Genomic DNA, 18,044 nt, shown 5'->3' with positions numbered 1-18,044 from the left:
GGCGACCGCCAGGCTACGCCTCATCCTCGACCGACAACGGAGTCATAGTGACGCTCCAGCTGCGCGGTGCACTTGCGGACGTCGAAGTCCGTCTCGACACGACGTCGACCCGCGAGACCCATCTCCAGCCTCATCGCCTCCGACTCGACGAGTTGCTCGAGGCGGGCTGAGAGCTGTTCAAGATCGCCCTCAGGAGCAAGAAGACCCGTCTCGCCGTCCACCACAGCCTCCGGCACGCCTCCATGGACATAACCGACAGCCGGGAGTCGATGCGCCGCGGCTTCGAGGAACACCATCCCGAAACCCTCTGAATCTCCGTTGGGTGCAGTCTTCGACGGGGCGAGGAAAAGGTCGTGGGTCGCCATCAACTCTCGGACAGAGCTGGGCGAGATCGCGCCGACGAACCGGACGGAGGCCCTGACTTGCGGAGGAAGCGCCTTCAACTCTGCCTCCATCGGGCCCGATCCCGCGATGGTGAGAGCAAGCCGATGTCCCTTCGCAGCGACCGCAGCAACAGCGCGGATCGCATCCTCGACACCCTTCTTCTCGACCAGGCGACCGACGAACAGCACCTTGACCGTGTCGTCGTCCGCACGTCGCGGGCCCGGGTCCGGCGGAATCGGGATGCCAGTCGGGATCGTCAGGATCTTCCCCGGATCCGCACCTTGACGCACCGCACGATCAGCCATGAATCGGGACAGGGTGATCACGCTCTGAGCCCGCCGAAGCCCAGCCGCCACATCGCGTGCGTCCCTCCTCGGCCGGTCGCGGGTGACCGTGAGGTCATACCCGTGAACGGTCACCACCATCGGCACGCGGAGTTGCCGAGCGATCGGTTCGATGAGGCCGGCGTCGTTCGCGAAATGCGCATGGATGATGGCTGGCGCTGCATCTCGGATCGCTCGTCGGACCGCGGACGACCGCCGGGTCACGCGGTAGGAGCGTCGTCTGATGCGATCGGGCAGGCCATCACCGAGCACGATCGACCCGCCACCGGAGATGGGGGAATCGAGGTGTTCCACTGCAATCGGAAGCGCACGCCAGTGGCTGAGGGAGTCAACCTGGTTGCGGATGAAGGTCTCCGATCCTGGGAGCCAGGTCTGCCTCCAGATCACCACGCGGTCAGTCGGTGTCACGTCGCTGATACTCCTGCACGCGGTAACCGAGGATCGCCCGAATGAACCCGACGCCGCGCAACACATGCCGTAGACCGGTTCCACAGCGCCCCTGATTGGCGGTAAGCAGACCCACTGCGGCCAATCCAGCCCCACCGACAAGACGAGTGATGGCGTAGAGCATCAGGCTCAGTCGCAGGGCGAAACTCGGACGGCCGCGGAGGAGGGAGGAATTCGCCTGAGATTCCCCCGCTCGGATGGCGCGCGTGAGAACCCATCGCGGCTTCACGCGCTCCGGCGGAACGATCTCGGTGACTGACGCCGCTGGCCACCACTTGATGACCCCCCCGGCGGCATGAACCGTTCCGGTGAACAGCAGGTCCGAACCCCCCGCGAGTCCCAACTGATCGTCGAATCTGAAGTTTCCGAGCGCTCGCATCTTCACAAGATCGATGGCGAGGTTGTTCGTAGCCGCGAACGGGAGCTCAGCCTCGTTCGGCAGTACGGGGTTGATGAAGTAGCCGCCCTCGGTGATCCATCGAGGCGTCCCTTGCGGGTATGCGTAGCGAACCTCTCCGTGCACCATGGTCGCGCCTGTCGTATCGAGGCCCTCCAGCGAACTGGCAATCCAGCGGTGGCCCGCGACCTCGTCGTCGTCGATGATGAGGAGCCTGTCGTAAGTCTGAGAATGTTCGAGCACCTTGTTCCGCGCCGCGGCAATCCCCGGACGTCCCTCCACCAGGTAGCGGACTGTCAACGGTGAGCGGGCGGCGAACTCTTCGACCGTCTGTCGGGCCGAGCACTCGGGATCGTTGTCCACCACAAGAACATCGAAAGACTCAGCGTCCTGCTGATCCCTCAAGGATTCCAACAGCTCCTTGAGAAGGCCGGGGCGTTTGAAGGTCGCGATCCCGACAACGACCGCTGAAGACGTCATGACATCTCTCCTGTGATGGGGCGAGATCGGTCAGAGGGGATCGGAGCGAGAGAATCCTGCGGAATCTCAAGTGCCGCAAGGAGTCCACCCCTGTAGGCATCGGTGCCGTTGTTGCGAAGCGCTGAATCCCGGGCTCGCAGAGCGACCGCTTGGGCGAGTTCGCCATCCGACACGATTCCCTCGATGCAACGCACCGCGGCCTCGATGTCTCCGATCGGATAGTGGAATCCCGTCACGCCATGCTCAATGGACTCGAGATGACCCTCCGCTTCACTCGCAACCACCACTCGCTGAGAGAGTTGCGCCTCAACGACGGAGTTTCCGAATGGTTCGACGTGTGACGGGGCTAGAACGAGGTCGAGATCGTCGAGTGCGTTCCATACCGGCCGCGTGTAGCCGTGGAACGTCACGAGGCGGGCTAGGTCGGGGCGAGAAGCCCGCGCCTTCAACTCCTCCTCGTACCACTCATATCCGGGAAACACATCGCCGAAGAGATGGAGTTGAACCGGAGTCGTCGACGCGAGTTTCGCAGCGATTTCCAAGGCATCCATCGTGCCCTTGCGGGGCGACAGACGTGCTACGACGCCGACCTGAAGGACCGAGCCCCGCTGTCGTATGGCCGGAGGCGAGGGTCGGTCGGGGACACCATTGCGAACGATGATCGCCCGTGAACCAATGCGCGGAATGGTTCCCACGGCAGCATCACGTGCAGCTGTGCTGATCATGATGATCCGGGTGGCGAGGACGAGCGGAAGGTACAGCGCGAGCCTGGCCCCTCGACTGTCTTGGGACTCGGCTTCGTGAACGTGTACGACGGCCCTGCGCCCCACCAGCCGCGCCGCCAGGGTCCACCATGGAATGGTCACGGTGTTGACATAGACGACGTCCGGCCTGACCCGAAGAAGCGCGAAGATCATGCGGGGAAGGGCGATGGACAAGCGGGCCGCGAGGACCACGAGCCCGCGAACCGACTTGTCAGTGCGTCGGAGGACCGGGACGGGGAGAACCCTCACATCGACACCGAGGTCTTCGAGCATCGGCACGAGTGGGCCAGACTCCGGCACGAAGGCGTTCACGCGGCATCCAGCCGACCGAAGAGCACGCGCCGATTCCAGGAGTTGTAGATCAGATCCGTATCGGTCCGCGCCGGGAGCAGCGAGAACAACCTTGGTCATGTGCGTGGATCCATTCGTAGAGCCGGATCTGCCTGGGCGCTGTACTCGGCGATCGGCCGTTGGGACGTCCGAGCTGATCTCATCTCCCTCGCCTCCCAGAACGCGACACCTGCCGGCGTACGCCGAACACCGCGCGCAACGCTGGCGCAAGCGCCAATGTCCCGTAGCCGAGCCGTCGAAGACGTGCTCGGAACAGGCCCCATGCACCCGGCGCCGCCCCCGGCTGGCGCTCACGGATCTCCGCCTCGGTCAACCACACCGTGCGCCACAACATCCGCGGCCAGCGAGAAAGCGGAGTTCGCGACAGTTCGGCAATGGCCGGGACTGCCAGTGCATCGCCGACGGTGGTCCTGAGCCTCCAGTCGGCGATGGACTCCACATGCCGGGGTTCTGGGTCGGGTGGAACGAAGGCGACGACTCCCAGACGATCGAAAACGGGCTCGAGGGATTCAGCGGCGCCAACCCCGTGGGCGAGCTTCGCGAGGTCCACCTTGTCGCGCTCGCCCAGGAGCGGCGCAACCCGCTCGATCAGGCCGGCGAGTCGCCCCTGCCCCCCTGGGCCATCACGCAGCAGATGGAGGCTCTCGATCAGGATGCTGCTGATGCGATCGGGAGCAGCGAGCGACTGATCGCCAGCGACGGTCATCTCCACAACCCGTTCCCATAGGGTGTCGAAGACAAGTTGCGGATCGGCCAGGAACCCGGGGAATCGGTGATGCACGTCGATCTCGCACGGCCACGTCGGATGGACGAACGCGTCGGAATGGATCGCCATGATGCTGGCTGAGCGGTGCAGAACACCGATCGTCCAGCCGACCGATCGGAGCAGGTCGCAGTAGGTCTCGTAACGCTGCGGGTCCACCCAGATGTCGACATCGATCGAGGTGTCGCCAGCGGGACGTAGCCCGAAGTGTCGTGCGACCGGACCCTTGATGACCATCGCGCGGATGCCGTGATCAGAGGCGAGTCGGAATGCCAGGACGTGTGCGAGCTCGACAGCCTCATCGGCCTCGAGCCGCAGGGCGTCGTCACTGATCACTGTCTGCCGACCTCACTCGTTCGATGAAGCCACAGCTCACCAGAGCATCGAGTGCCTCGGCGACGACTTCGGTCAGTTCGCCGGGTGTCGTGTCCCACAGGCTCGCAAGTTCGCGCGCGATGTCGTCGCGCGAGCGGCTTCCGTCGACTGTCCTCCACACATCGGCGGCCAGTCCCAACAGGATCACCGGTGCCTGCGCCAACCGATCGGTATCGAGAACGGCTACGCGGCCGGGGCGCTCGACTGCGGCGATGCCGACGCGACGACGCGGCACGTCGCTGTTCCCCACGTTCGCTCCCTCTCGGTTACCGACTTCCAGCATTCTGACGCACCAGGGCCCCCGGTCACCGGCTTTCGCCGGCGGCCGAGGGCCCTGGAGAGCCGAAACGGCTGGGTCAGATCGAGGCGCCCACGAGGATCGCCGGCACGCCGGTACCCGGGGAGGCCGTGCCAGCGGCGAGGAAGCCGATGGACTGGGTCTTGACCGGGAGGTTGACGACGGCCTTGAGGGTGGTGCTGGCACCGCCGGCGAGCTGCGTCGGAGCGACGTAGCGGAACGTCACCGAGCCGAGCACGGCCTTGGTGAGGTTGCCGACGAGCGGAATCATGCTGCCGGTCTTGTAGACCGTCCAGCCGCCCTGGGCGGAGGAGTCGGCGTCGGCGGCGCTGCCACCGAGGATGCTGCCGAGGCCCGGGAGGATGGAGAGGATCGGAACCTGGGTCAGCGGGTCGATGGTGACCGTCACCGCGAGGGCGGTGGTGGTCAGCGTGCCCGTGTTGGTGATGTTCACCGTCAGGTTGATGTTGCGGGTGCCGCCGACGCGGTTCGCGTAGAGCGAGGCCGCGAGCACGGTGGACCCGGAGTTGGTGGCGGAGGTGGCCGCCGCGAGGGCGGGGGCCGCAGTGGCGATCGTGATCGCGGGAACAGCCGCGGCACCCATGGCGCCGGCGCGGACGAGCGAGCGGCGAGAGAGACCGGACTCGGTGGCCCCGTCCTCGAACTCGGTCGAGTTGTCGAGCGTGGTCATGTGAACCCCATTCATCACAGAGGCGCGCCCGTCGGACGCAAGTTGGGAGGGAGGGCGGCGACAGTGCCGCTGCCGAACAGACTAGGCGCAGAGTCCGCAGGGGCGCCAACGAACAACAGGTGACCGACGTCTCTGTCTAGACCACGGTGTAACGGGGGCGTGAATCAGGCGCGGAAGTGAGCGTCGACAGGGGCCGTCACGACGGCGACGGCGGCCAGCTGGCGCAGCAGATCGACCGCCACCTCGTCGGGAAGACCGACACCGGCTGCGGCGAAGTCCTCGAGTCTCAGCCCCTGCGGAGCGGCCTCGAGCGCGCGGAGCACCGCACCCGCAGCCGGGGAGAGGGCGAGGAACTGGTCGTCCACCAGGACGGCGGTTCGCCCGTCCGGCAGGTGGTGGAGGTCGGTGAGACCGCCGAGCCGCCAGGCGCTCGGCGACGGATCGGGGTTCGCCGCAGGGCGGGGCACGAAGGGCAGCCGATCGTCCATGGTCGGGAGGGTTCGCGTTTCCCGATCGCGCGCGAGGTCGAGGAGGGTCGAGACGAGGGGCCGGAGGTCGTCGGCCTCCTCGTAGCGGACGCGACGGACCGGTCCCACCTGGTCGAGGATCATCGCCAACCGGCCGAGCGGGCCCGGACGACCCGCGAGGAAGGCGACCTGAGGCACGAGCAGGCTCATGGCCTCGAGGGTGTCGAGTTCCTCGACGAGGACGTCCGACCCTGCGCCCGGCTGCCGGTCGAGGACGAGGATGGCTGCCGCCCGCGCTGTCGCCGGGGTAGGCCCAGCATCCAGTTCGTCGGGAGCATGCTGGGTCTTCCAGGCGTCACCCCGGTCGAGCACCGAGAACGGCTTCGGATAGGGCGCGATCGTGAGATCGGTGGCCACGGCGATCGTCTCGTCGCTCACGTAGCCGAAGTGCCGGGTCAGGCGCCGTACGGCGGTCGTCTTGCCGGCCCCCGACGGCCCGACCACGACCACGGTGTTGCCCTCCTCATCGCAGACACCGCCCGCGTGCAGGAGCGCGACCGGGTGATGGGCCCGCAGGCGCAGCGCCAGGTCGGTGACCCGAGGCGAGAGATCGTGGAGCAGGTGGGCGAGCTCGGTGTAGGCGACGGCCCCGCCGGCGAGCTCGTCGGCCACCAGCTCCGGATCGTCGTCGAGGACGGCGCGGATCGTGCCCACCGGTGCCTCATCGTCGTCTCGCAGGCAGCGGGCCCACACACGTCGGATCTCCGCGAGCGCGAGACTCTTGTTACAACCTGCCACTTCGACGGCCAGAGGGACGCCGACCGCCCTAAGATCCACGCGATCAGTCTCGGCGTCGTCTGGCGTCACACTGCCGGATCGTAGTTCCCCACCTCCCCTGTGAAAGGCCACTCGCGTCGATGGAACTCAGCGAATACCTCCGCGTGCTCCGTGCCCACTGGATCGGGGTGCTGCTGCTGACGATCCTCGGCACCGCCGGCGCGGGCGCCTACACCCTGACCCAGCCGAAGATCTACGCGGCGAACGCGAACGGTGTCGTCACGGTCGCCAGTGAGGCGACCACCGACCCGGCGGTGGGCATCAACAACGACACGCTCGCCAAGTCGAAGGCCGTCTCCTACGTCGAGATCGCCACCGGCCGCGCCGTGGCCCAGCGTGTGATCGACGACCTCGGCCTCCAGACCGACCCGGCCGGCCTCATCGGTGACATCTCGGTCACCCAGCCGCTCAACACCACTCTGCTCAAGATCACTGCTCGTGCCTCGAGCCCCAAGCTCGCCCAGCAGCTCGCCGACGCCTGGGTGAAGGCCACCGCGGCCGAGGTCAAGGAGATCGAGAACCCCAACGACGACATCCCGAACGCCGTCTACGTGGCACCGATCGAGTCGGCCGAGCTGCCCAGCACCCCGGTCTCACCGAACCCGCCGCGCAATCTCGGCATCGGTTTCGTGCTCGGCCTGCTGCTCGGTATCGCCTACGCGGTGGTGCGATCGCGTCTCGACCAGCGCCTGCGCTCCTCCACCGATTTCGACAAGGAGTTCGGCGTCTCGGTCGTCGGCCGGGTGCCGGCGATCAAGCAACTGGACGACGGCGAGAACAACGGGCCGGCCGTGCTCGCGGTCAGCAAGTCCTCCGGCTCCGCTGGCTGGGAGCCCGGTGAGGCGTTCCGCAAGCTGCGCACCTCGATCGCCTACATGGACGTCGACAACCCGCCGCGCATCATCGTGGTGACCAGCCCGCAGCCCAACGACGGCAAGTCGACGACCGCCGCCAACCTGGCCGCGGCGATCGCGATCTCGGGCCAGGCGGTCACCCTCGTCGACGGCGACCTGCGGCGTCCGTCGGTCGCCGACGGCTTCGGCCTCGTCGAGGGTGCCGGGCTCACCGACGTGCTGATCGGGCGGGTGACGCTCAACGACGTGCTCCAGGACAGCCCGGACTTCGAGGGCCTCACGGTGCTCGCCGCCGGCAGCATCCCGCCCAACCCCAGCGAGCTGCTCGGCTCGCGGGCCATGCACAGCCTCGTGCAGGAGCTCGCCCGCGACGGCATGGTGATCATCGACGCCCCGCCGCTGCTGCCCGTGACCGACGCGGCGATCCTCGCCCGCGAGTGCGACGGGGCGATCGTCGTGCTCTCCCACGGCCGCACGGTGCGCCAGGAGCTCCAAGACGCGCTGAACTCGATCTTCTCGGTCAAGGGACGCGTGCTCGGGCTCGTGGTGAACCGGGTGCCGCGCCGTGAGTCGGGCACCGGCTACTACACCGGCTACTACGCCACCAGCACCGTGCCGGAGGGCGTGGGAAGCAAGGCCGCGCGCAAGGGACGACGCGTCTCGCGCTGATCAGACGCTCGATCGGGGCGCTCCGCGGGTTCGCGGGGCGCCCCGATCGTCGTTTCGGGCCAGCGGGCGGTGGTCGCCGTCGGCGGTCGGCTCACGGGGTCTCGCGGCTCACTTCGTTCGCACCTCGACCACCGGATACCACCGGTGGCCGACGTCGGCGGTCGGGTGCGGGCGTTTCGAGGCTCACTTCGTTCGCACCTCAACGACCGGGTGGGCTCACGTCGTTCGCACCGGGGTGACCGGGTGGCCACCGGTGGTCGAGGTGCGACGAGCGCCAGCGAGGAGCCGCGAGACCCGGCGAGACGGACGGCGGCCGGTACCGACTGCTGCTCGGGTGCGGGCGTTTCGAGGCTCGCTTCGCTCGCACCTCACCGACCGGGTGGGGTCGCTTTGCTCGCACCGGGGCGACCGGCGCGGCTCACTTCCTCAGCAGGCGCTGGGGTCGACCGAGACCTCGTTGGCGGTGACGCCGGGGGTGAGCTGGAGCTGGGGTGAGCCGGTCTGGCCGGCCGGCGTCTGCACGCGCCAGGTCACCGACACCGATCTGCCGGGCGGCACCACGAGGTAGACGGTGGCCACTCCCCTGCCGTCGGACTCGACGATCGGCGCCTTCTTAGGCGTCGCGCCGTCGATCGATTGGGTGACCACGCGGCCGTCGATCGGACCGTAGAGCCGCACCGTGACGATCTGGTCGCCACGGTCGAGCGCGATGTCCTCGTAGTCGCCGGCCACGTAGTCCGGCAGCGCGGCGGCGTCCTCAGGACGCAGCGTGGAGGAGAGCGTGGCCGTCACGTCGAAGCGCTGCACGCGGTCGACGCAGGAGACGGCCTCGACCTGGGCGGCCGTGCGCAGGTAGTACGACATCTTCGAGCCCGTCGCATCCACCAGGTAGAGCCCGAGCTGCGGTTCGCGCGTCGGCGTCGTGGGCAGGACGCCGGCGATCGAGAACCGCGCGAGAGCGCCCTGCTCGGCGGGCAGACTGCTCTGCACCCGGATACGCCCTTCGGTCACTCCCTGCCGGAACGCTCCGAGGAGGGCGGAGGTGTCCTGCACCCCGGAGGTGAAGCGCGCGAACACCGCGGCCGCGACCTGCCGGAAGAAGACGTCCTGGTCGGGCGGGTCGGGGATGCGGGCGTAGACGTTGCTCAGGAGTTCGTCCACGGCGTTGTCGGAGGTGAGCGTCACCGCGCCGACCGTGATCGGGCCGGTCGCCCGCAGCAGGTAGGAGAGCGCCACCGGATCGATCGCGACGACGCCGTCGACCGGATCGGCGGGGAACCGCTGGTTCCAGTTGGCCTCCCACAGGTCGGCGGATCGCGGGAAGTCCGGCGTCCAGTTGGCCTGACGGAAGTCCGTAGCGAGGCGCGGGCCGTAGATGCGTCGCTCGGCCTCGGTCAGGGGCAGCACGGGCGTGGTGCCGACGAGATCGCTCCCGGCGACCTGACGACCGAGCGACAGCCGTCCGTCGTCGGCGGTGACCTCGGCCGCCGAGCCCGGCAGACCACCGGTGGCGCGGATCTCGGCGTTGTTCTCGAAGATCAGCAGGAGGTGGCGAGGCCCGTCGCCGCCGAGCATCGTCGGAAGGAGGTCGACCGCCGCCCGTGCGGCGGTCAGATCGGCCCGGGCCTGGTCGACCCGCTCGACCAGCGAGCGCCACCGCGACCGCAGCGGGCCGAGCAGGGCATCGGCGTCGACCTGGTCGAGCCTGTCGGCCGACCGACCGACAGCACGGTCGGCGGTGGCGACCGGGTCACGCAGCGCGGCGATCCGGTCGAGGGGCACCTGCCCGTCCTGCGGCAGGAGGTCGTCGCGCTGGTCGGCGACCGTGCGCAGGGCCGGGACGGCGCTGCGCACCAGGTCCACCAGGGCCGAACTGGCCAGGCGGACGGCGTCGGCGTCGTCGCCGATGAGCGGGAGGTGGCGCAGCGTCGACCAGATCGGACCCGAGGTACCGGAATCCGCCGCTGCTGCATGGTTCTCCAGGTCGGTCTGGGCGCGGTCGGCGGCCGCGGAGTCGTCGTCGCGGATGGCTGCCTCGAGCGCGGAGGCGGCGTCCTCGGAGGCGCCGAGCGCCTCCTTCACCTGCCACACGCGCCAGCCGACGACGGCGACCAGCACGAGGAGCACCGCACCTGCTGTTGAAGCGATGACGGCACGTCGCGATCTCACGAGACCCTCTCCCTCCCGAGGCCGGGCGATGACGACAATGACAGCGACTCCGACCCGCGTCGCGGGCCGGAGTCGGCATCAGAGTTCGATCAGGAGACGCGGATCTTGGTGTAGGTGATCGACTTGGCGAAGCGGGTGCCCTTGTCGGGCCGGAAGCCGAGCTTCACCCGGTAGGTGCCGGGGTACTTCAGCGTCCAGGTCTGCACGTTGTAGGTCTTACCGACGGTGACGCGGCGGAACATGACGAACTTCTGCTTGATCTTGCCGTCCTGCTTCAGCCAGACCTTGATGCGCAGGCGGCCGTCGTTCGCGTCGGCGCGGCGGGCGCCTGCCGCGGTGCGGGTCGTTCCAACCGAGCAGTCGACGGTCAGCGTGCCGTTGCTGCCGGAGGAGGCAGAGGTGGACGGCGCGGAGCAGGAGGCGGGGATGGCCTGGCCGCCGGAGGTGTCGGCCTCGGCGCCGACCGGCGTCAGAGCGAGAAGACCGGCGATGAGGGTGGCAGAGATGAGCTTCTTCATGGAGGGAGCACCTTCGGGGGAGGTATGTGCAAGCGGATGGCGGGACGACGGTGTCCGCTTCTGGGGGAGCTTCGGTACAGGTTTCCATGTGGATGGCCGCTCGCCCAACTAAATGCAAAGGTCCAGACCAGTGGTCTGGACCATGGGAATCGTCAACAGCCCTTCACCTGCGCGTCGACCGAGGGTCCTCCGGCAGTCACCCCTGGCGTGAGCCAGACGTCCCCGAAGGCGTCGCCCGGCGTCCCTCGCATCTCGATGGTCGCGGTATCGGTCTCCTGGGCGAGCACCTCGGTCTGGAAGGTCACGACCTCGCGACCGCCCACGGCAGCGGACCTGAAGGCGACCGGGCGGGATCCGAGATCGACCCGGGTGACCGACCAACCACGCGGAAGCATCGCGACCACCTGCACGATCTGGGCTCCGTCCCGCACCGGTTGCCAATGCTCGCCAGCGTTCTCGAAACGGTCGGGGAGCCGAGAGGCATCGAGGGGCGCCTCCGAGGTGAGCTGGACGCGGAAGGACCCCGATGAGCGGGTCGATCCACACGTGGCACCACCCTGGATCCGCGACCGGAGGAAGTAGGACATCTTGCCTCCGCCGACATCGTTCAGGCCGACCTCGAGATCACTTGGCGAGCCGCTGCCCGCAATGTCGCGGAGAGCAGAGTCGCGGGCCCGGTCGCGGAGGTACAAGTAGGAGCGCTGCTCGGAGAACGAGCGGCGCAGCGCGCCGGCCAGTTCGGCCACGTCCACGGAACGGCCCGTGATGCGTTCGAAGATGGCCGATGACACGGAGCCGAAGAACCGGTCCTGGTCCGCCAGCCTGGGGAACCGAGCGTAAGTGCCGTAGAGCAGCTCGCGGACTGCGTTCGTCGCGTCCAGACGCACACCTTCGACCGAGACGGGACCGGTGGCCTGCAGCAGATAGCCGAGCGTCACCGTATCCATCAGGATCACGCCGTCGACCCGCTGACCAAGCCACGCCTGAGCCCCTTCGGCGAACAGGCTCGCGGCCCGCGAGCGATCCGGCATCGAGTTGAGGAAGATCGCCGTGTGCCGCTGCAGCAGCGGACCGTACAGCGTCCGCTCAGCCGACGAGAGCCGGAACTCAGCCGGCGCGACCACGTCTCGATCGATCGGGGAGAACGTGCGTCGTAACCGAAGGCGGCCGCGATCGGCGATGACCTCCGCGGCCGACCCCGGCAGTCCACCTGTAGCTCGTATCTCGCCGTTGTTCTGGAAGACCAGCAGATACCGCATCGGCTTGTCGGCACCGAGGAGTACCGGCGCTTCAGTGACGGCGGTCTGCGTCCGCGCGACGGTCGCTGAGAGGTCGTCGAGCACCGGAGACAACTCGTCGAGCGCAGTCGACAGCCGTCCCACGTAGCTGCCGTTCAGGCCCGCGATCTCGTCGCGCGCATCGATGACCGCGTCCGAGAACTGCGAGAGCGGTGGACCGATCGCCTCGATGCGATCCAGCGGGAGCCGACCGCCCTCGGGCGAGAGGCTGCCGCGATCGATCTCCTCCACGATGTTCAGCAGGGGACGTCCGGCCCGAGCCACCTCGCTGAGGGCTTGGGACGATGTCGCCACCGCCCGGGCATCGTCGCCGATGAGAGGCAGATGCTCCAGCAGCCACCAACTCGGGCCGCGAGTCCCATCGGCCGCGTCGCCCGCATGCACCTCCAGCGACGCGAGCGCCACCCGCGCGTCCGGCAGATCCCGCTCGTCGCCGGCGGCACGCAGGGCCTCGGCGTAGTCGCGCGCCTGGAGGAGGTCGCCGCGGACCTGCCAGACCCGCCACGACACCAGGAGCCCGAGCAGCACGACGACACCGAGTGCGTACCGCAGGACGGAGCGTCGGCGGAGCGGGGGGAGCATCGCCACGGGCACACCCTCTCAGAACCGCAGACGCGATGTGGCCCGAGCCCACCGGGCTCGGGCCACATTCACTGTGCGCTGTATTACAGGTCGAGAACGCGATCAGATCGCGACGACGACCTCGGCGACCGAGCCGATGGCCGCGACGACCTTCTTGTCGACCGGGTCGGCCTTCGGCGCCAGGGTGCGCAGGGTCCACTCGCCCTCGGCGGCGAAGAACCGGAAGTGGCCGGTGGCCGAGGTGGGCACCTCGGCGGTGAACTCGCCGGACTTGTCGAGCAGGCGCACGTAGGCGTTGCCGACGGGCTCGCCGTCACGCAGCACCTGGCCCTGGACGACGGCCTCCTTGGCGACGTTCACGCCGTCGAGCGGCAGACCGCCCGTGGTGGCTCCGCACATGTCAGGCCTCCCCGCGCTCGTCGCCCAGGACGACCGGGACGCCGACCAGCGAGCCGTACTCGGTCCACGAGCCGTCGTAGTTCTTCACGTTCTCCTGGCCGAGCAGCTCCTTGAGCACGAACCAGGTGTGCGAGGAGCGCTCGCCGATGCGGCAGTAGGCGATGGTGTCCTTGCTCCAGTCGACGCCGGCCTCGGTGTAGATCTCGCGCAGCTCGTCGTCGGACTTGAAGGTGCCGTCGTCGTTGGCGGCCTTGCTCCACGGCACGCTCGCGGCGGTCGGGATGTGGCCGGCACGCTGGGCCTGCTCCTGCGGGAGGTGGGCCGGGGCGAGCAGGCGGCCGGCGTACTCGTCGGGGCTGCGGACGTCGACCAGGTTCTGGGTGCCGATCGCGGCCACGACCTCGTCGCGGTAGGCGCGGATCGAGGAGTCCTGCTCCTGCGCCACGTAGGTGGTCTCGGCGCGGGTCGGCAGCTCGTCGACGAGCTCGCGGGAGTCGAGCTCCCACTTCTTGCGGCCGCCGTCGAGCAGCTTGACGTCCTGGTGGCCGTAGAGCTTGAAGTACCAGTAGGCGTAGGCCGCGAACCAGTTGTTGTTGCCGCCGTAGAGCACCACGGTGTCGTCGTTGGCGACGCCGCGCGAGGAGAGCAGGGCCTCGAACTGCTGCTTGTTGACGAAGTCGCGACGCACCTGGTCCTGCAGGTCGGTGGTCCAGTCGAGCTTGATGGCGCCCTTGATGTGGCCCTTGTCGTAGGCCGAGGTGTCCTCGTCGACCTCGATGAGGACGACCTTCGGGTCATCCAGGTGCTCCTCGACCCACTGGGCGGAGACGAGGGTGTTCTCGCGGCTCATTGGTTTCTCTCTTTCGTATGCGTCATTGCGGAGACGTGCAGGTGGCGGTGGTGCAGGACGCGGCGCTCGGGTGCGAGCCGCGCCGGGACGGCGAACGGCGTCAGGCGGTCGCGCGCTTGATGAGCAGGTACATCTCGCAGCCCAGGCAGAAGCGGAAGACCGCGTTGAGCGTGGCGGCCACGAGGGCGAAGCCGATGGCGATCTGACCGAGCAGCGTGGCCCCGGTCAGGTACCCGGCGAGGGCGACCCCGAGGAAGACCAGGCCGACCGCCTGGGCGAACCGCGGCGGAGCCGGGTCCTCCAGCTCGGACGGCGGGGCCAGGCGCGGCCGCACGAAGGTGCGGAACACCCAGGCGTGCGGCGTGTGCTGGACGCCGCAGGCGGCGCCGATCGCGAAGAACGCCGTCTGGACGGCGGTCAGCACGGTGGCTGCGGTGGTCGGCAGCAGCAGGATCGCGACGAGCACCACGACGGTGATCGAGGCGGTGAACTGCGGACCGCGGGGGTCGATGCCGCGCGGCCGGGCCGTGGCGGAGGCCCCGGTGGACGCCGAGGACTGCTGGAAGGACGTGGACATGGCACTTCCTGGGGGTGTCGGTCGGGTGGGCCGCAGACACGGCCCGTGGAAACTGTACTAACTCGCTAGGAGTTGGGGATTACAGCCCGATCGACATTCGACACAGCGCCGAGCGCACGCGGCAGTGGTCCACTGCGCGGCGCTTGGTGAGCATGGTCGACGGCATGGAAACGAGAGTAGGGCGCGGGCGACCGGTGCTCCCAATCGAGTGTCTGCATCATGAGACTGAGATCCATGATGTGAGACGCCCCGGAAGGCGGGCCCCATGTCGTAGGGTCCGCGACCATGTCCACCCCGCGCGCCTTCATCACCGGCATCACCGGCCAGGACGGCTCCTACCTCGCCGAACTGCTGCTCGCGAAGGGCTACGAGGTGCACGGGCTCGTGCGCCGCTCCTCCTCCCTCAACCGCCACCGCATCGACCACCTCACCCACGAGGAGCGCCTGCACCTGCACTACGGCGACCTCACCGACGGCGTCAGCCTGGTCAACCTCATCCACGCGATCCGGCCCGACGAGGTCTACAACCTCGGCGCCCAGAGCCACGTCAAGGTCTCCTTCGAGATGCCGGAGTACACCGCCTCCACCGACGCCGTGGGCACCCTGCGCCTGCTCGAGGCGATCCGCGCCGCCGATCTCGACTGCCGCTTCTACCAGGCCTCGACCTCGGAGATGTTCGGCGCCACCGCGCCGCCCCAGAGCGAGTCCAGCCCCTTCTACCCGCGCTCCCCCTACGGCGCCGCGAAGCTCTACTCCCACTGGGTGACGGTCAACTACCGCGAGGCCTACGGGCTGTTCGCCGTCTCCGGCATCCTCTTCAACCACGAGTCGCCCCGCCGCGGCGAGAACTTCGTGACCCGCAAGATCACCCAGGGCGTGGCCGCCATCGAGGCCGGCATCACCGACACCCTCGTGCTCGGCAACCTCGACGCCGTCCGCGACTGGGGCTACGCCCCGGAGTACGTCGAGGCGATGTGGCGCATGCTCCAGCACGACGAGCCGACCGACTTCGTCGTGGCCACCGGCAAGGGCACCAGCGTGCGGGAGTTCTGCGAGGCCGCCTTCTCCCACGCCGGCCTCGACTGGCGCGACCACGTCACCTACGACGCCGCCTACGAGCGGCCCACCGAGGTCGACGCCCTCATCGGCGACGCCTCCAAGGCCCGCGACCTGCTCGGCTGGAAGCCCGAGACCGACGCCGTGACCCTCGCCGGGATCATGGTCGACGCCGACCGGGCCAAGATCGCCCACCTGCTGAACCGCTGACGCGGGTGTCGACCCCACGCCCGCCCCTGACGCACCTGGTCACCGGCGTCGCCGGCCAGGACGGCGTCCACCTCGCCCGGCTGCTGCACGCGGCCGGGCACCGTGTGGTCGGCACCGTCTCCGACGCCTCCGAACCCGAGACCCTGGTCTACCTCGAGGGCATCGAGCTGGCCGCCCACGACGTCCGCGACAGTCGCGGGTTCGCCCGGCTGCTCGAACGCGTGCGACCCGACGTCGTGCACAACCTGGCCGCGCTCAGCTCGGTCGGCGCCTCGTGGGAGGCCGAGGAGCTGACCCTGGCGGTCAACCGGGACGCCGTCGTGGCGATGCTGGCCGTGCTCCGCGAGCACGCCGAGCGGCACGGCAGCGCGCCGCGGTTCCTCCAGGCCTCGAGCTCGGAGATCTTCGGCCCGGCCACCCCCGGCGCGGTGCTCGACGAGGACTCCCCGCTGGCCCCGGTCTCCCCCTACGGCCGGGCCAAGGCCGCGGCGCACGAGGCCGTCGTCGCCGCCCGCGCGAGCGGACTCGACGCCGCGAACCTCGTGCTCTTCGGGCACACCGGGCCGCTGCACGCCGCCCACTTCGCGCTGCCCACCACCTGCCGCCAGGCCGTCGAGGTCGCCGCCGGACGCCGCGAGCGTCTCGAGCTGCGCGACCCGAGCGTCGAGCGCGACTGGGGCGGAGCCGCCGACTTCATGGCCGCCTGGGCGCAGGTGGCCCTCTCCCCCGACCCTGCCCAGGACGTCGTCGTGGCCACCGGTCAGCTGCACCGGCTCGGGGAGGTCGCCACCTGGGCGCTGGCCGCCGCCGGCGCACCGGCCGACCCGCGCCTGATCGGCGACCTGGCCGGGCCGGAACAGGTGCCGGCGCGACCGCACGACGTCACCGGCGTGCGCGGCGACGCGAGCCGTCTCGCCGCGCGGTACGCCTGGACGCCGTCCCGGCAGCTGCGCGCGGTCATCGAGACGATGGTGGCCGTCGAGGAGCAGCGGCTGCGCACCGGCGTCCGACACCGGGTGGGGTATCTCGACACCCTCGCGTGACCCGCCCGTGACCGGGCGGCGAGCCGGGGCCCGCACGACGACGCGGGCCGGAGGTCACCCCCAGGTCCACGCGACCTTCACCACCTGTCCGATATGGCCCAAAGGGGTCACGTGGGGGTGCCTTGTCGGTTACCTTCGCAGCATGAGCGATCTCCCCCCCGAGTCGCCGGACAGCTCGCCGGCCGAACGCACCCGTCTCGACCCCATCGCCGAGGCGCGCGCCGTCCTGATGCAGCAGGACGCCGCCGCGGGCAACGCGCCCGCGAGTGAGCAGACCCGACTCGACCCGATCGCCGAGGCGCGGGCCGCCATCCTGGCCGGCCAGAACGCCGGTCCCGCCGCACCCGAGTCGCGCTCGCGCCGCCGCGGACGCGGTGAGCAGGACCGCGGACGCGGCTGGCGTCGCGGCCGCGACCACGAGGACGACCTCGAGCCCGAGACCCCTGTCTCCGTGCCGGTACCTGCTCCGAGCGCGCTCTCGTCGCGGTCGAACAGCGACTCCGTGCAGCGTGCCCAGGCCCTCATCGAGGAGCGCCGTCGCGCCCGCGGCGGCGGCGACGGTTCGGCCCCCCGCATCGCCGCGGTCGAGCCGGCCCCCGAGGTCGAGATGCCCGAGGTCGCCACCGAGGGCCTCGACCCGCAGATCGGCGCCTTCGTCGCGACCGCCCAGCAGCTCATCCAGCACCAGGCCCGCCAGATCGCCGACCTCACCTCGGTGCTCGACGAGACCGGCCGCCAGCTCGGCGAGACCCAGCAGCTGCTGCTGGAGACCCAGCGCGAGCTCGCCGACCTGCGCACCGCGCACCAGCAGACCAGCGAGGCCGTGCGCAGCTCCAACCCGCTGCTCGACGAGGCCGACCGCCGCGCCGCCGAGCACGCCCGTCTGCGCGCCGAGGCCGAGCTCGCCGCCCGCGGCCAGGCCGAGGCCGCCGCCACCGCCGAGGCCGCGCGCCTGGACGCCGAGCGCTCGGCCCGGGCCCAGGCCGCCATCGCCCAGGAGCAGTCGGCTGCCCGCCTGGCCGCCGAGGAGGCCGCCACCGCGCAGGCCGAGGCCACCCAGCCGGCCACCGCGGCCCGCATCGCCGCCGCAGCCACAGCCGCCGAGGAGGCCCGGCTCGCCAGCGAGGCCACCGCCATCGCGACCGCCGCCGAGCAGCGCGCCACCCTCGCCGCCGAGGCCCTCATCGCCGCCGACGAGGCCGCCGCCAAGCAGGCCGCCCA

General features: G+C 69.6%; 17 protein-coding genes. 4 read left to right on the top strand and 13 right to left on the bottom strand.

Annotated elements, in window-relative coordinates:
- Positions 1-20: 20 nt before the first annotated feature.
- The 7 genes from ABD671_RS02085 to ABD671_RS02055 all read right to left on the bottom strand — a co-directional run bounded on the left by ABD671_RS02085 (position 21) and on the right by ABD671_RS02055 (position 6,475).
- Positions 21-1,136 carry a glycosyltransferase gene (locus tag ABD671_RS02085; protein WP_344731547.1) on the bottom strand — a complete coding sequence of 372 codons (1,116 nt, stop codon included), beginning with the start codon at positions 1,134-1,136 and terminating at the stop codon, positions 21-23.
- Positions 1,123-2,052 carry a glycosyltransferase family 2 protein gene (locus ABD671_RS02080; protein WP_344731546.1) on the bottom strand — a complete coding sequence of 310 codons (930 nt, stop codon included), beginning with the start codon at positions 2,050-2,052 and terminating at the stop codon, positions 1,123-1,125. Before ABD671_RS02080 ends, ABD671_RS02085 begins: the two co-directional genes overlap by 14 nt.
- Positions 2,049-3,227 (bottom strand): glycosyltransferase family 4 protein, encoded by a 1,179-nt coding sequence (locus tag ABD671_RS02075; protein WP_344731545.1) that lies wholly within the window; start codon positions 3,225-3,227, stop codon positions 2,049-2,051. Before ABD671_RS02075 ends, ABD671_RS02080 begins: the two co-directional genes overlap by 4 nt.
- Positions 3,228-3,306: 79 nt before the next feature.
- Entirely contained in the window at positions 3,307-4,266 is a 960-nt protein-coding gene (locus ABD671_RS02070; protein WP_344731544.1) for a nucleotidyltransferase family protein, read from the bottom strand.
- The gene (locus ABD671_RS02065) at positions 4,256-4,555 is read right to left on the bottom strand and encodes a PqqD family protein (protein ID WP_344731543.1); all 300 of its coding nucleotides are present in this window, start codon (positions 4,553-4,555) and stop codon (positions 4,256-4,258) included. Before ABD671_RS02065 ends, ABD671_RS02070 begins: the two co-directional genes overlap by 11 nt.
- A 106-nt stretch (positions 4,556-4,661) precedes the next feature.
- Positions 4,662-5,294: a hypothetical protein gene (locus ABD671_RS02060; protein WP_344731542.1), complete on the bottom strand. Its 633-nt coding sequence runs from the start codon at positions 5,292-5,294 to the stop codon at positions 4,662-4,664.
- 164 nt (positions 5,295-5,458) lie between these two features.
- Complete coding sequence (locus ABD671_RS02055) at positions 5,459-6,475, bottom strand: hypothetical protein (RefSeq protein WP_344731541.1); 1,017 nt, start codon at positions 6,473-6,475, stop codon at positions 5,459-5,461.
- A gap of 203 nt (positions 6,476-6,678) precedes the next feature.
- Between ABD671_RS02055 and ABD671_RS02050 the strand changes: the two genes are divergently transcribed.
- Positions 6,679-8,121, top strand: coding sequence for a tyrosine-protein kinase domain-containing protein (locus ABD671_RS02050; RefSeq protein ID WP_344731540.1), 1,443 nt, complete (start codon positions 6,679-6,681; stop codon positions 8,119-8,121).
- Between the two features lie 426 nt (positions 8,122-8,547).
- Here ABD671_RS02050 and ABD671_RS02045 read toward each other — a convergent pair whose 3' ends face one another.
- From ABD671_RS02045 to ABD671_RS02020, 6 genes are all read right to left on the bottom strand, one after another.
- Positions 8,548-10,248 (bottom strand): DUF4012 domain-containing protein, encoded by a 1,701-nt coding sequence (locus ABD671_RS02045; protein WP_344731539.1) that lies wholly within the window; start codon positions 10,246-10,248, stop codon positions 8,548-8,550.
- Positions 10,249-10,379: 131 nt separating this feature from the next.
- Positions 10,380-10,808 carry a hypothetical protein gene (locus ABD671_RS02040; RefSeq protein WP_344731538.1) on the bottom strand — a complete coding sequence of 143 codons (429 nt, stop codon included), beginning with the start codon at positions 10,806-10,808 and terminating at the stop codon, positions 10,380-10,382.
- 152 nt (positions 10,809-10,960) lie between these two features.
- Positions 10,961-12,688: a DUF4012 domain-containing protein gene (locus tag ABD671_RS02035; RefSeq protein ID WP_344731683.1), complete on the bottom strand. Its 1,728-nt coding sequence runs from the start codon at positions 12,686-12,688 to the stop codon at positions 10,961-10,963.
- Positions 12,689-12,790: 102 nt separating this feature from the next.
- The gene (locus ABD671_RS02030; RefSeq protein WP_344731537.1) at positions 12,791-13,087 is read right to left on the bottom strand and encodes a DUF1416 domain-containing protein; all 297 of its coding nucleotides are present in this window, start codon (positions 13,085-13,087) and stop codon (positions 12,791-12,793) included.
- A gap of 1 nt (position 13,088) precedes the next feature.
- Entirely contained in the window at positions 13,089-13,937 is an 849-nt protein-coding gene (locus ABD671_RS02025; RefSeq protein WP_344731536.1) for a sulfurtransferase, read from the bottom strand.
- A gap of 100 nt (positions 13,938-14,037) precedes the next feature.
- The gene (locus ABD671_RS02020; RefSeq protein ID WP_344731535.1) at positions 14,038-14,514 is read right to left on the bottom strand and encodes a DUF4395 domain-containing protein; all 477 of its coding nucleotides are present in this window, start codon (positions 14,512-14,514) and stop codon (positions 14,038-14,040) included.
- Between the two features lie 285 nt (positions 14,515-14,799).
- Between ABD671_RS02020 and gmd the strand changes: the two genes are divergently transcribed.
- From gmd to ABD671_RS02005, 3 genes are all read left to right on the top strand, one after another.
- Positions 14,800-15,780 (top strand): GDP-mannose 4,6-dehydratase, encoded by a 981-nt coding sequence (gene gmd / locus ABD671_RS02015; protein ID WP_344731534.1) that lies wholly within the window; start codon positions 14,800-14,802, stop codon positions 15,778-15,780.
- Positions 15,781-15,785: 5 nt separating this feature from the next.
- The gene (locus ABD671_RS02010; RefSeq protein ID WP_344731533.1) at positions 15,786-16,823 is read left to right on the top strand and encodes a GDP-mannose 4,6-dehydratase; all 1,038 of its coding nucleotides are present in this window, start codon (positions 15,786-15,788) and stop codon (positions 16,821-16,823) included.
- Between the two features lie 142 nt (positions 16,824-16,965).
- Positions 16,966-18,044: hypothetical protein (locus ABD671_RS02005; protein WP_425574870.1), on the top strand; the 1,079-nt coding region annotated here is incomplete at its 3' end.

Origin of the sequence: Nocardioides fonticola (assembly GCF_039536805.1) — a bacterium.
Classification (GTDB): Bacteria; Actinomycetota; Actinomycetes; order Propionibacteriales; family Nocardioidaceae; genus Nocardioides; species Nocardioides fonticola.
The sequence above is the reverse complement of the archived record's forward strand: the minus strand, read 5'-3'. Positions and strand labels throughout refer to the sequence as shown.

What these genes read in the sequence shown, in the direction of transcription:
- ABD671_RS02075 (WP_344731545.1), bottom strand. Translation starts at nt 3,227, where the DNA reads ATGACCAAGGTTGTTCTCGCTGCTCCCGGCGCGGACCGATACGGATCT.
- ABD671_RS02040 (WP_344731538.1), bottom strand. Translation starts at nt 10,808, where the DNA reads ATGAAGAAGCTCATCTCTGCCACCCTCATCGCCGGTCTTCTCGCTCTG.
- gmd (WP_344731534.1), top strand. Translation starts at nt 14,800, where the DNA reads ATGTCCACCCCGCGCGCCTTCATCACCGGCATCACCGGCCAGGACGGC.
- ABD671_RS02060 (WP_344731542.1), bottom strand. Translation starts at nt 5,294, where the DNA reads ATGACCACGCTCGACAACTCGACCGAGTTCGAGGACGGGGCCACCGAG.
- ABD671_RS02020 (WP_344731535.1), bottom strand. Translation starts at nt 14,514, where the DNA reads ATGTCCACGTCCTTCCAGCAGTCCTCGGCGTCCACCGGGGCCTCCGCC.
- ABD671_RS02025 (WP_344731536.1), bottom strand. Translation starts at nt 13,937, where the DNA reads ATGAGCCGCGAGAACACCCTCGTCTCCGCCCAGTGGGTCGAGGAGCAC.
- ABD671_RS02030 (WP_344731537.1), bottom strand. Translation starts at nt 13,087, where the DNA reads ATGTGCGGAGCCACCACGGGCGGTCTGCCGCTCGACGGCGTGAACGTC.
- ABD671_RS02080 (WP_344731546.1), bottom strand. Translation starts at nt 2,052, where the DNA reads ATGACGTCTTCAGCGGTCGTTGTCGGGATCGCGACCTTCAAACGCCCC.
- ABD671_RS02050 (WP_344731540.1), top strand. Translation starts at nt 6,679, where the DNA reads ATGGAACTCAGCGAATACCTCCGCGTGCTCCGTGCCCACTGGATCGGG.
- ABD671_RS02035 (WP_344731683.1), bottom strand. Translation starts at nt 12,688, where the DNA reads ATGCTCCCCCCGCTCCGCCGACGCTCCGTCCTGCGGTACGCACTCGGT.